This is a genomic window from Deinococcus soli (ex Cha et al. 2016) (assembly GCF_001007995.1).
GTDB lineage: Bacteria > Deinococcota > Deinococci > Deinococcales > Deinococcaceae > Deinococcus > Deinococcus soli.
Genome location: NZ_CP011389.1, coordinates 530,502 through 543,180, shown reverse-complemented (window position 1 = coordinate 543,180; position 12,679 = coordinate 530,502). Strand labels below are relative to the sequence as shown.

The 12,679-nt window shown below is 70.4% G+C and carries 12 protein-coding genes; 1 reads left to right on the top strand and 11 read right to left on the bottom strand.

Annotated features, from left to right (window positions below; genetic code table 11):
- Nucleotides 1-26: 26 nt before the first annotated feature.
- The 4 genes from SY84_RS02710 to lepA all read right to left on the bottom strand — a co-directional run bounded on the left by SY84_RS02710 (nt 27) and on the right by lepA (nt 4,339).
- Nucleotides 27-506 (bottom strand): hypothetical protein, encoded by a 480-nt coding sequence (locus SY84_RS02710; protein ID WP_046842717.1) that lies wholly within the window; start codon nt 504-506, stop codon nt 27-29.
- Nucleotides 507-603: 97 nt separating this feature from the next.
- Entirely contained in the window at nt 604-1,188 is a 585-nt protein-coding gene (locus SY84_RS02705) for a response regulator (RefSeq protein WP_046842716.1), read from the bottom strand.
- Nucleotides 1,185-2,270: a sensor histidine kinase gene (locus SY84_RS02700; RefSeq protein ID WP_046842715.1), complete on the bottom strand. Its 1,086-nt coding sequence runs from the start codon at nt 2,268-2,270 to the stop codon at nt 1,185-1,187. The genes SY84_RS02705 and SY84_RS02700 overlap by 4 nt, the downstream gene beginning before the upstream one ends.
- Before the next feature lie 248 nt (nt 2,271-2,518).
- Nucleotides 2,519-4,339, bottom strand: coding sequence for a translation elongation factor 4 (gene lepA, locus SY84_RS02695; RefSeq protein ID WP_046842714.1), 1,821 nt, complete (start codon nt 4,337-4,339; stop codon nt 2,519-2,521).
- Between the two features lie 87 nt (nt 4,340-4,426).
- Here lepA and SY84_RS15730 point away from each other — a divergent pair, with 87 nt between their 5' ends.
- Nucleotides 4,427-5,767: a M28 family peptidase gene (locus SY84_RS15730; protein WP_052751016.1), complete on the top strand. Its 1,341-nt coding sequence runs from the start codon at nt 4,427-4,429 to the stop codon at nt 5,765-5,767.
- 202 nt (nt 5,768-5,969) lie between these two features.
- Here the strand turns inward: SY84_RS15730 and SY84_RS02685 are convergent, their stop codons facing one another.
- The 7 genes from SY84_RS02685 to SY84_RS02655 form a co-directional block, all read right to left on the bottom strand.
- Nucleotides 5,970-6,719, bottom strand: coding sequence for an ABC transporter ATP-binding protein (locus tag SY84_RS02685; protein ID WP_046842713.1), 750 nt, complete (start codon nt 6,717-6,719; stop codon nt 5,970-5,972).
- A complete protein-coding gene (locus SY84_RS02680; RefSeq protein WP_046842712.1) occupies nt 6,716-7,552 on the bottom strand; it encodes an ABC transporter permease in 837 nt (278 codons plus the stop codon). The genes SY84_RS02685 and SY84_RS02680 overlap by 4 nt, the downstream gene beginning before the upstream one ends.
- An 18-nt stretch (nt 7,553-7,570) precedes the next feature.
- Nucleotides 7,571-8,521, bottom strand: coding sequence for an ABC transporter substrate-binding protein (locus SY84_RS02675; protein ID WP_046844878.1), 951 nt, complete (start codon nt 8,519-8,521; stop codon nt 7,571-7,573).
- Between the two features lie 98 nt (nt 8,522-8,619).
- A complete protein-coding gene (sat, locus tag SY84_RS02670; RefSeq protein WP_046842711.1) occupies nt 8,620-9,786 on the bottom strand; it encodes a sulfate adenylyltransferase in 1,167 nt (388 codons plus the stop codon).
- Between the two features lie 99 nt (nt 9,787-9,885).
- On the bottom strand, nt 9,886-10,569 hold the full coding sequence (locus SY84_RS02665; protein WP_046842710.1) for a phosphoadenylyl-sulfate reductase: 684 nt from the start codon (nt 10,567-10,569) through the stop codon (nt 9,886-9,888).
- Nucleotides 10,566-11,102: an adenylyl-sulfate kinase gene (gene cysC, locus SY84_RS02660; RefSeq protein WP_046842709.1), complete on the bottom strand. Its 537-nt coding sequence runs from the start codon at nt 11,100-11,102 to the stop codon at nt 10,566-10,568. Before cysC ends, SY84_RS02665 begins: the two co-directional genes overlap by 4 nt.
- Nucleotides 11,099-12,670: a nitrite/sulfite reductase gene (locus SY84_RS02655; RefSeq protein WP_046842708.1), complete on the bottom strand. Its 1,572-nt coding sequence runs from the start codon at nt 12,668-12,670 to the stop codon at nt 11,099-11,101. Before SY84_RS02655 ends, cysC begins: the two co-directional genes overlap by 4 nt.
- Nucleotides 12,671-12,679 lie beyond the last annotated feature (9 nt).

The following is a 12,679-nucleotide window of genomic DNA, read 5'->3' as shown; positions in this document are numbered from 1 at the left end:
GATACCTCGCCTGCGCGGCGGACAAGTCAGAAGCGGTAGGTCACGCCCAGGTTCACGCCGGGGAGCAGCACGACCTCGCCCACGCCCAGCAGGTACCGGGCCTTGAATTCCCCGAAGTACCCCCAGTTCCCCTGACCCAGGGGACCCTGAACGCCCGCGACGCCGCCCAGCACCCACGCGAGGCCTGCGATATTCCCGATACTCGGTCCGCCGTACAGGTTCATGCCGGGCTCGTTTCCGCGCAGCAGCACCTCTGCGCTGTACACGGGCACCGGACCGGTCGCGTCCGGCAGCGGCAGAAGGGTCAGACTGGCGCCGCCACGCACTGCGACGGTCATCTGCGGCTGGCGCACCACGTCCGCGCTCAGGCCCAGGCTGAGGGTCGGCAGGATGTACGCGTCAGTACCCAGCCCACCCCAGACCTGCACGCCGGTCGGGGCAGTCTGCGCGGCGGCAGACCCGCTCAGGAGGAGGGCGGCACCAGTGATCAGGGCGGCAGTCTTCATCCCGCGAGTGTAGGGTCGGCCCGGCCCGTTCCGTGCGGCACATGACGCGCGCCGCCCCGTACCCCCGGCGGGGAGGGGCGGCGCGATAAAGTCCGCTTCAGTGCAGCAGGCCGATGCTGCGGGCGCGGCTGACCGCCTCGGTGCGGTCCCCGGCGTCCAGTTTCGCGTACAGGCGCGCCAGGTGGTCCTTGACTGTGTCGGGGCTCACGCCGAGGTTCTTCGCGATCTCCTTGTTGCTGTAGCCCTGGGCCAGCAGGGGCAGCACCTCGGACTCGCGCGGCGTCAGGCGCGGCACGTCCACGTGCGGCAGGCGGTCAATGTCGGGGTTCGCCACGATGTCCCGCAGCTGCCGCGCGAGGCTCTCCGGGTCCGTCTCCTTGCTGACGTACCCGCGCGCCCCGGCCGCGCGCGCCGCCTGCACGATGGCGGGCTCCGCGAAGGTGGTGATCAGCACGCTGACCAGCCGGGGGTTGCTCTGACGCAGCCGCTCGCAGACCTCGATGCCGGTCATGCCGGGCATCTTCACGTCCAGCAGCGCCGCGTCGGGCTGCAGGGCCCGGCAGGCTTCCAGCGCGGCCAGGCCGTCGCTGGCCTCGGCGACCACGTCGAACCCCTGGTGAATCAGGGCGTACTTCAGACCCATGCGGAAGAGGGGGTGGTCGTCGGCGATGACTAATCTCATGATTGAACCTCCGGGAGAGACAGGGTGAAGCGGGTCAGGGCAGCGGGGTCGGGCGCGGGCTGATCGTCAGGTGGAGGCGCCGGTGGGTGTTCGGGGAGCGTGGCGGGCACGCGGTCGTAGTGCAGGTCGCCGCCATGCGCCTGCGCGATGCGGCGCACGATGAACAGGCCCAGGCCCGCCGTGCCGGACGTGTACTGCTGCCCGGCGATGGTGGTGGGCTGCGCGTTGAACGGCTGCGCGAGTTCGTCCAGCGGGGCGGGCAGGCCGGGGCCGTCGTCGGTCACGGTGAGGCCCGACGGGGTGACCTCCAGCGTGACGTGCGTCCGGGCGTACCGCAGTGCGTTCACGGTGAGGTTCGTGACGGCCCGTTCCAGGACGGGCGCGTCGGCGGCGGCCACGCCATGCCCGGACACGCGGATCTGCACACCCTGCTCCTGCGCCTGCGTGGCGACCCGCGCGGCGACCTCTTCGAGCAGGGCGCGCAGGTCCGCCGGGGCGAGGCGCACCTGCACCTGCTCCTGCTCGAAGCGGTGCGCGTCGGCCATCTGCTGCACAAGCGCCAGCAGCCGCGCCGTCTCGGCCTGGATCTGCTCGCCCATCATGCGGCGTTCGGCGTCCGGGACGGGCATGGTCGTGATGATCTTCGTGAGGTGCCCCGTGGCGATCAGCGGGGTCTTCAGGTCGTGCACCAGGGTCGCCATGAACGCGTTGCGGCGCGCCTGCTCGGTACTCAGGCGGCCCAGCAGGTCCGTGAAGGCCTGACGCAGCGACAGGATCTCCAGCGGGTCGTCGTGGTGCGGCTCGCCGAACTGTCCACGCATGACCTCGGCGCGCAGTCGGCTGACCGACGTGAGCAGCGCGCCGCTGAGCACGAAGCCCACCAGGGCGCACGTGGCGCCCACGAGCACCATCCAGGCGATGATCGCGCCGCTGGGCAGCGCGGGCTGCGCCATGAGGGTCATCACGAGATTCGGCAGGAACGCCAGCAGGAAGATCACCAGCGTGAACTGCGCCCGCAGGGTCGTGCGCACCCGCAACCCGCGTGGGCGGGCAGGGCTGGACAGGCTGGACCCGGCGCTCATGAACCTCAGGGTACGCGTCCGCGTCTGACAGAACCCTCACGCACCTGTCAATCCCCCACCCCCGCTGCATGGGGGAACTCCGCCCACCCCCACCTGGGGGGGTAGTCCCCCGTGACGCGCCCAGAGCACTGCCGCCGGACAGGGTCCCGGCCGCCGTGGCTGCGCCGCCCAGCGAGTCCCGGAACGAGCGGGGGACGGAAGGAGACGCGCGGGGAGCCCGGTCAGGCTCCCCGCGCGTCAGGCCCGGCTCATTCCTCGGTGCTGAGGACCGCCAGGAAGGCCTCCTGCGGCACCTCGACCGTCCCGAACTGCTTCATGCGGGCGCGGCCCTTCTTCTGCTTTTCCAGCAGCTTCTTCTTGCGGGAAATGTCCCCGCCGTAGCACTTGGCGAGCACGTCCTTGCGGAACGCCTTCACGGTGGCGCGCGCGATGATCTTCCCGCCGATCACGGCCTGCACCGGCACGGGGAACATCTGCCGGGGAATCACGTCGGCCATCTTGTCCACGATCTTGCGGCCCAGCCCGTACGTCTTGGTCTCGTGCACGATCACGGCCAGCGCGTCGATGATCTCGTTGTTCACCATGATGTCGACCTTGCGCAGGTCGCCCTCGCGGTACCCGAGCTGCTCGTAGTCCATGCTGGCGTACCCGCGACTGATGCTCTTGAGGCGGTCGTGGAAGTCGTACAGGATCTCCGCGAACGGCACCTCGTACAGCAGCTCCACGCGCTTGCCGACGTAGTTCATGGTGATCATCGAGCCGCGCCGCTCCTGCAGCAACTGCATGACCGGCCCCACGTAATCCTCGGGGAGCATGATGCTCAGCTTGATGTACGGTTCCTCCACGGTCGTGATGCGGTCCCGGGTGGGGAACTCGGCCGGGTTCTGCGTCTCGAACACCTCGCCGTTCGTGAGGGTCACGCGGTACACCACGGCAGGCGCCGTGGCGATCAGGTCCAGGTCGTACTCGCGTTCCAGGCGCTCTTGGATGATCTCGGCGTGCAGCAGGCCCAGGAAGCCGCAGCGGAACCCGAAGCCCAGCGCCTCACTGGTTTCCGGCTCGAAGGAGAACGCCGCGTCGTTCAGCTTCAGTTTCTCCAGCGCGTCGCGCAGCTTGCGGTAGTCCTCGGTGTCGGTCGGGTACAGGCCCGAGAACACCACGGGCTGAGCGGGCTTGAAGCCGGGGAACGGCTCGGCCGTCTGCCGCTCGCGCCCGGTCAGGGTGTCGCCCACCTGCGCGTCCTGGATGTCCTTGATCCCCGCCGCGACCCAGCCGACCGCGCCCGCCGGGAGGGACTGCCCCACGACCAGCCCGGGGCTGAACGTGCCGACCTTGTCCACCTCGAAGTTCTTCCCGGCGTTCATCAGGCGGATCTGATCCTTCGGGTTCAGCGTGCCTTCCAGCACCCGCACGAACAGGATCACGCCCTGGTAAGCGTCGAAGAACGAGTCGAAGATCAGCGCCTTCAGGGGCGCCTCGGGGTCACCGCTGGGCGCGGGGATGCGCTCCACGATGGCTTCCAGGATCTCGGGAATGCCGATTCCGGCCTTGCCGGACGCGAACACGGCGTCCGACGCGGGAATCCCGATGACTTCCTCCAGTTCCTGCGCGGCGCCTTCCGGGTCGGCGGCGGGCAGGTCGATCTTGTTGATGACCGGCACGATCTCCAGGTTGCTGTCGATGGCGAGGTACGCGTTCACGATGGTCTGCGCCTCGACGCCCTGCGAGGCGTCCACGAGCAGCAGCACGCCCTCGCACGCCGCCAGGGACCGCGAGACCTCGTAGTTGAAGTCCACGTGGCCGGGCGTGTCGATCAGGTTGAAGGTGTACTCCTCGCCGTCCTCACGCTTGTACGTGAGGCGCACCGGGGTGCTCTTGATGGTGATGCCGCGCTCGCGTTCGAGTTCCAGCGTGTCGAGGGTCTGGTCGCGCTTGTCCCGTTCGGACATGGCCCCCAGCCGCTCCAGAATGCGGTCCGCGAGGGTGGATTTCCCGTGGTCCACATGGGCGATGATCGAGAAGTTCCTGACGTTCACAATCCGCAGTCTAGCGTGGCGCGCCGAACGCATGCAGTGACCCGCGCCCCGTGACCCGTCCACCGTGGCGCGGCACCTGCGGCAACCCGGCCCGCCCGGGCGGCGTATCAAGGAGTCAGCATGTACCCCCGCACCCGCGCCCTGCCCACCCGACCCGCCATTCCCGCGTGGAAGATCATCCTGCCCGTCCTCGGCGCCGCCGCACTGGGCTGGTGGGCGTACAGCTGGGCCACCCGGCCCGTGAACCCACCGCTGGACCCCGCCGCGCGCCAGGGCAGCGTCGTGGGCGACTGGGCGACCCTGAAGACCTTCGGGCCGCGCACGCCCGGCACGCCCGGACACGGCCGCACTCTGGACTGGGCGCAGGCGAAGCTGACCGCGCTGGGCTACCACGTCACCCGCGACACCTTCCCGCTGGACGTCTGGACGGACGGCGGCGCGAGCGTCACCGGACCCGGCGGGCTGAACGTCACGGGGCGCGCCCTGTACGGCTCGCAGGGCTTCGACCAGAAGGGTCGCCTCGTGGAGGTGCCCGGCGACGCCAGCGACGCGCAACTCGAAACCCTGGACCTGCAGATGCAATTGGCCGTCACGCACTGCCCCGCGCGCCCCTGGGGGCGGTTCGCCGCGGCTCTGATCGACCAAGGCGCGTTCGGCGTGGCGATCATCGACGACTGCCCGGCCACGCCCGCCCTGTCCCGCGCGCCCGCCACGCCCCTGCCCATGCTCGTGCTGGACCGGGAAGCCGGGTCGGCGCTGGAAGCGCACCTGGGGCAGACTGTCACCTTCACCACCCGCACCGGGCAGCAGACCGTGCAGGCCGCGAACCTCGTCGCCCGGCGGGTCGAGGGGCAGCCGCAGGTCATCTACGGCGCGCACCTGGACAGCGTGCCCGGTTCAGACGGCGCGAACGACAACGCCAGCGGCGTGCTGGCCGTCCTGGACCTCGCGCGGCGCGCGGCAGGCACCCCGGAGGCCGAGCGGGCGTGGTTCGCGCTGTTCGACGCCGAGGAACTCGGCCTGATCGGCAGCCGCCAGTTCGTCCGGGCGTACGCGTACCCCATGGAACAGACCCGCGCCATGATCAACCTCGACATGGTCGGCGTCAGCGCCCAGCCGCTGGGCGTCGCCGCCACCGAGGACCTGCTGCCCCTGATCCGCGCCGCCCGCCCCGGCCTGCGTGAATTCGAGGACGAGGCGCAGTCCACCCGCGAGACCTTCGGCCGCAGCCTGGGCACCACCGGCCTGAGCGACCACGCCACGTTCAAGGAGGTCCGCATTCCCGCCGCGTTCCTGCACCGCGGCCTGGACGGGCACTACCACACCCCGCAGGACACCACCCTGAGCACGACCCTCGTGCAGGACGCCGCCAGCGCCGCCTGGAGCATCGGTCAGGCCGCACTGGCCGCCCCCTTCACACCCCGCGCCGAGTGCGGCCTGACCGGCCGCGACTGCCACTGACCCGGGACTCTGTTGATGTCACGCCGGTCAGGGCAGGCCCGAGGTCCCCTCATTCGTCGCGTCGCTCCGCACCTCTGCGAATCCCACATTGGGAAGAACGGAGCGTGAGCACCCGTGATCCCAGTCATGGGAACCCCGTACCAGACGGAAGCGGCGCCCTCTGCCGGGAGCAGAGGGCGCCGCCTCGGGTCTGCGGGTTGGGCTACTCGCCCAGCAGGCGTTTGAGGTCATCCACGCTCGTCTGCGCGGCGGGGGCGTCCAGCGCCACCTGACCGCCGCGCAGGGCCACGACCCGCTGCCCGAGGTGCAGGGCTTCCTCCAGCTGGTGCGTGACGAACACGACGGTCACGCCGGACTGCCGCCAGAGGGTCAGCAGTTCGTCAGCCAGGGCGGTGCGGGTGGCGTGGTCCAGGGCGCTGAACGGCTCGTCGAGCAGCAGCAGGCCCGGGTGGGTGACCAGGGCGCGGGCCAGGGCGACGCGCTGGCGCTGCCCGCCGCTGAGTTCGTGCGGGCGGCGCGGGCCGTACCCGTCCAGGCCCACCTGACGCAGCGCGTCCTGCACGCGCGCGTCGCGTTCAGCGCGGGGCACGCCGCGCAGGCCGAAGGCGACGTTCCCAGAGACGGTCAGCCAGGGGAACAGCGCGGCCTCCTGCTGCACCAGCGTCAGGCGGGGGTGCGGACCGCGCACGACCTCGCCCCCCAGGGTGATCTGGCCGCGCTGGGGTTTCAGGAAGCCCGCCAGGAGGCTCAGCAGGGTGCTCTTGCCGCTGCCGGACGGCCCGACGACGCACAGGAACTCACCGCCCGGCACGTCCAGGTTCAGGGGGCCGACACCCGCGCCTGCCGCGCGGCGGCCCTGGTAGTGGTACGTCACGCCGTCCAGACTCAGGGGCGCGCCGCCACGTTCGGCGGTGCGGGGGGCGGCAGCAGCGCGGTTCATGGTGGTGGTCATTGTGGCACCTCCAGGCCGTAGTCGCGCCGGACGCGGCCCTCGGCGGCGCGCAACAGCGAGTCGAACAGCCCGCCGATCACGCCGATGATGATGATCGTCGCCAGCACCAGCGCCACATTCGCGGTGTTGCGGCCGATCTCCAGCTGCTCGCCCAGGCTGGCGGCCCCGGCGATCAGCAGCTCTCCGCCGACCAGGGCGCGCCACGCGAAGCTCCAGGCGGTGCGCAGTCCGGTCAGGATGCTGGGCACGCTGGCGGGCAGCAGCACGCGCACGATCAGGCCCAGCGAACTGGCCCCCAGGGTGCGGCCCGCCACGCGCAGCGCCGGGGGCACGTTCAGCAGCGCGCCGGACACCGCCAACGCCACTGGAATGAAACCTTCCAGGATGACCACGAACAGCACCGCGCGTTCGTTCAGACCCAGGAACAGGATCGCGAACGGCACGAACGCGATGCTGGGGACGCTCTGGATGCCGGTCAGGTACGCGCCCAGCGTGGTGCGCAGCGGTCGCCACGCGCCCATCATCAGGCCCACCACGACGCCCAGCAGCACGGCGATCACGTACCCGGTCAGGACGCGGCGCAGGCTTCCGCCGATGGCGGACAGCAGCTTGCCGTCCTGCGGGCCGGTGCCCCACAGGCCGTAGCTGATCTCGGTCCACACGGCTTTCGGGCCGGGGAACACGTACGGCGGGTACAGCTTGAACACGTCGGTGACCAGCCACCACGCGCCCAGGATGACCAGCAGGCCTGCCAGCTGGGTGACCAGGGTCTGCCAGCGGTTCTGGCCCTGGGCGGCGCGGGTGGGTTGGAGGTCAGGGGAGAGGGCGGTCATATCGGTTCCTCCCCGAGGTCACTTGCGGATGAACGGCGCGAGGTCCGGCGCGCTGCGGGCGTACCCGGCTTCCACGTTCAACTTGGCGTACTCGGTCAGTGCGGCCAGGTCGAGGCTGGTCGTGAAACGCGTTCTGGAGAAGGCCCGCTGGAGCACGCGCGGGTCGAGTTTCGCCCCCGTGAGTTTGAGCAGCTGTGCGTTCACGGCCGTCTGTGCACCCACAGGGCTCTTGTTGATGAACGCCACCGCCTCGGTGTGCGCTTTCAGGAACGCCGCGACGAGCTGCGGGTTGGCCTGCGCGAACTTCGCGTTCACGATCACGACGGTCGTGGGGTATTTCCCGTCGCGCCAGACGGTCTTCTCGGTTCCGATGACCTTGTGGCCCTGGGCTTCGAGGGCCGCGCCCCAGGGTTCGGGGACCAGCGTGGCCTCCACGCGCTTGGCGGCGAAGGCGGCCAGCACGTCAACTGGTGCGACGGGCGTGATGGTGACGTTCCCGCCGTCCGTCTTGGACTTCAGGCCGTTCTCGTTCAGGATGTGCCGCAGGCTGATGTCCTGTGTGTTCCCCAGGCTGGGCACGGCGACGAGCTTCCCGGCCAGATCCCTGTACGACTTGATGCCGCTGTCCTTGCGCACGACCAGCACCGCGCCCGCTTCGCTGGCCCCCGCCAGGAACTGCACGGGCATGCCGCGCCCGGCGGCGTTGATGGCCGGGCCCGGGCCCACGTACGCGATGTCGATCTGCCCGGCGGCGAAGGCCTCGGTCAGGGTGGTGCCGGACACGAATTCCTTGGCGTCCAGCTTCACCTTGCCCAGGGCTTTCTGGAAGGTGCCGCGTTCCAGTCCCACCAGCGCGGGCGCGTGCGTGAGGTTGGGGAAGAAGCCCAGGCGCACGGTCTGGGCGTCCTGGGCGGCGGCGGTGGTCAGCAGGCTCAGCGTCAGCAGGGTGGGTAGGGTGAGTCGGGTCATGGGGCCCTCCGGGGTGGGATGCTGCATTTCAAGCGGGACGGCGGGCGCGCGCGTGTGACGGTGCCCACCGTCTCTTCAGGTTTCCTTCAGCTCGGGGCTTACGCCTTGTCGGCGTACGCGGCGCGGAGCACCTCGGCCACCTCGGGCCGGGTGAACTCGGCGGGCAGGTTCTCCCCGGCGCGCAGCTTCTCGCGGACCTTCGTGCCGCTCAGCACGAGGTGGTGGGAGCTGTCGTGCGGGCAGGTGCGGGGGCTGACGAGCTGCCCGCAGGAGTTGCAGTAGAAGGTGTGCTCGAACTTCAGGATCTGCACGCCCAGTTCCTCCGGCGTGTACGCGCTGAAGATCTCCTGCGCGTCGTACGTGCCGTAGTAGCTGCCGACGCCCGCGTGATCGCGGCCCACGATGAAGTGCGTCACGCCGTAGTTCCGCCGCGACAGGGCGTGCAGGATCGCCTCGCGCGGCCCGGCGTAGCGCATGGCCGCCGGGTACACGCTGAGCAGCGTGCGGGCCTGCGGGTAGTAGCCCTCCAGCAGCACCTCGTACGCCTGCACGCGGGTGGCGGCGGGCACGTCGTCGCCCTTGGTCGTGCCGACCAGCGGGTGCAGCAGCAGCCCGTCCACGAGTTCCAGCGCCACCTTCTGCAGGTACTCGTGCGCGCGGTGGATGGGGTTGCGGGTCTGGAACGCCACCGCAGAGCGCCAGCCGCGCGCCTCGATCACCTCGCGCACCTCGGCGGGCGTGCGGTGGTGGCGGGGGAAGTGGCCCCTGGGCACCTCGAACAGCGCGACCGGCCCGGCCAGGTTGAAGTCACCCTGCGCGTACAGCGCCGCCACGCCGGGGTGCGTCCCGTCCTCGGTGCGGTACACCTCGCGCGCCTCCCAGGCCTTACGGGCCGTATAGGCCTCCTGCACGTCCACCCAGCCCACGTCCTGACCCTCGAAGCTCAGGACCACGCGCCCGCGCAGCCCGGCGTGCTCGGCGCTCACGGGCAGCGTGATCGGGATGCTCCAGGGCGTGCCGTCCGCGAGGCGCAGCCGCTCGATGACCGAGAGGTAGTCCGCCTCATTCACGAAGCCGGTCAGGGGGGAGTACGCGCCGGTGGCGAGCATCTCCAGGTCGGCCAGGGTGCGCTCGCCGATGTTCAGGCGCGGCAGCGCGGCGAGTTCCGCCGGATCGAAGTCGTGGCCGGCGCGGCGCACGCCATTCACGAGGGTGCCGCCGAGGGGGCTGGGGAGGGTGGAGGTGGTGGGCAGCAGGATCGTCATGGGTCGGACCTCTTGATGAAAAGACTCAACTATTCGGGGCAGGAGAGGCCGCTCAGGGTTCAGGCGGCGGTACAGGGCGCGGAGGTCAACAGCGGCGCGTCACAGCCTGTTCTCCCCGGCCCACAGGCCGCACTCGGTCTTGCCCTTCCCGGCCCAGCGGCCCGCGCGGGCGTCCTCGCCGGGGCGCACAGCGCGCGTGCAGGTCCAGCAGCCGACGCTCAGGAAGCCGTCCCAGTACAGCGGGTTTACCGGCAGGTCCTGCTCCCGCGCGTAGGTTTCCAGCATCTCGCGCGTCCAGTGGGCCAGCGGGTTCACCTTCACGCGCGCGCCGTCCTCGATGAACGGGATGTCCGCGCGGGTGCTCGCCTGATCGCGGCTGCGGGCGTTCAGCAGCGCCGACGGGGCCTTGCTGCGCAGGTACGCCTGGAGGGGCGTGACCTTCCGCACTGCGCAGCAGGCGTCCGGATCGCTGGCGTACAGCGCCGGGTCGGTCTGTCCGTCCTCGGGACTCGCGCCGTCGTGCAGGGTCACGAACGTCAGTTCCGGGTAGCGGGCGGCCAGCCGGTCACGGGTCGCCAGCGTCTCGGGGAAGTGGTAGCCGGTGTCCACGAACACCACCTCGCCCCGGTACCCGGCCTTCACGGCCAGATCGAGCAGCACCACGCCGTTCAGGTTGAACGCGCTGGGCATCAGGACGTCCGGGTGCGTTTCAAGCGTCCAGCGGATCACGTCCAGCGGGTCGCTGTCCGGCGTGAAGTCGGGTCGGGGCGAGGTGGCGGTCATACGCCCAGTTTCTCCAGCAGCTGCCGCACACCGTCCTCGACGCTGATGCGGTCGGTGCGCAGGTGCAGGTCCGGGCTCTCGGGCGCCTCGTAGGGATCGCTGACCCCGGTGAAGTGCGGGATCTCCCCGGCGATCGCCTTCAGGTACAGGCCCTTCACGTCCCGCGCCGTCACGACGTCCAGCGGGGCGTCCACGAAGACCTCCAGCGCGTCCGGCAGGCCGGCCAGCACCTCGCGGCGCGTGTCGGCGTAGGGGCTGATCGCGCTGACCAGGACCGTCACGCCGTGTTTGGCGAGCAGGCCCGCCACGAAGCCGATGCGGCGCACGTTCGTGTCCCGGTCGGCCTTCGAGAAGCCCAGGCCCTTGCTGAGGTTCTCGCGCACCGCGTCGCCGTCCAGCAGCTCGACGGCCACGCCGCGGGCCAGGAGTTCCTCGTGCAGGGCACTCGCCAGGGTGCTTTTCCCGGCGCCGCTGAGGCCGGTCAGCCACACCACGCGGCCCGTCCCCACGGCCTGCTCGGCCACGGCGGTCACGCCGTCACCGCCTCACGCCCGCCCAGCACGGCGTCCGGCGTGAACTGGTCGGCGCCCACGCGGTCGGCGTACTCCACGAAGCTCTCCCCCGCGTGCTTGTTCGCCTGGAAGTCCGTCAGGACCGCTTCCGCGTACGCGTTCAGCTGCTCGGCGGGCACCGCGCCCTTCAGCTTGGTGCCGGTGCGCTGCGCCTGCCCGATGCTCCCGGCCAGGTGCACGTTGTACACCTCGTGCACGGTGCCGTCCTTGTCGGTCTTGTTGGCGCCCATGAAGCCCAGGTCGGCCACCTGATAACGCGTGCAGGCGTTGCTGCACCCGGTCAGGTTGATCGTGAACGGCACGTCCATCGCCAGCGTCAGCGGTTCGAGGTGATCGACCAGCGCGGCGGTGCGGGCCTTCGTCTCGGTCAGCGCGAGGCGGCAGAACTGGTTTCCGGTGCAGGCGATGGTCGTGCCCCGGATGGTCGCCTTCGGCGCGAGGTTGATCGCGGCCAGCTCGGCGCTCAGGGCCTCGACGTCGTCCGTGGCGACGTGGGGGATCACCATGTTCTGGAACGCGGTGGTGCGCAGCACGCCCTTGCCGTAGCGGTCGGCCAGATCGGCCAGGACGCGGGCCTTGGTGGGGTCGATGCGGCCCACGGTGGTCGCCACGACCACGTAGTTCAGGCCGTCCGCCTGCGGGTTCACGCCCAGCACGTCGTTCCCGCCGAAGCGCGCGACAGGCGCGGCGGGACCGTCATGCAACCTGCGGCCCAGGTAGTCGTTCTCGACGATCTCACGGAACTTCTCGACGCCCAGGTCCTTGATCAGGAACTTCAGGCGGCTCTTCTTGCGGTTCTGACGGTAGCCGTGGTCGCGGTACGCGGCGGTGATGGCCTGCCCGACCTCCACGACCTCCTCGGGGCGGATGAACACGCCCAGGCGCTTGGACAGGTGCGCCACGGCGCCCAGGCCGCCGCCCACCCACACGTCGAAGCCGACCTCACCGTTCACGCGGTGCGCGAGGAAGCCGATGTCGTTGATCATGTGGATGCCTTCCAGTTCCGGCACCGCCGTGATGCTCATCTTGAACTTGCGCGGCAGGTCCTGGAAGTCGGGGTTGCCGGTCAGGGTGCCTTCCATGGCGTGGGCCAGGGGGCGCACGTCGATGATCTCGCGGGCGTCCAGGCCGGCCAGGGGGCTGGCGATCACGGCGCGCACGGTGTCGCCGCACGCGCCCTTGGGGTGCAGGCCCAGCGGTTCCAGCCGCTCGAAGATGCGCGGAATATCCTGAATGGTCAGCCAGTGGAACTGGAACGCCTGCCGGTCCGTGACGTCCAGGAAGCCCCGACCGTACTCCTCGGCGATGTTCGCCACCTCGCGCATGGTCGCGCTGGAGAACTCGGCGGCGGGGACGCGCACGCGCATCATCAGGAAGCCGTCCTCCTGCGGGCGCTGCGGGTACACCCCGGCCCACTTGAGCAGGTCGATCCGCTCGGGGTCGATGAATCCCTGCTCGGCGTACTGGGGGATCAGGTCGAAAATCTGGAAGGGCGGTACGGCTTTCTTCAGGGCTTCGATGTCACTCATGATGGGTCC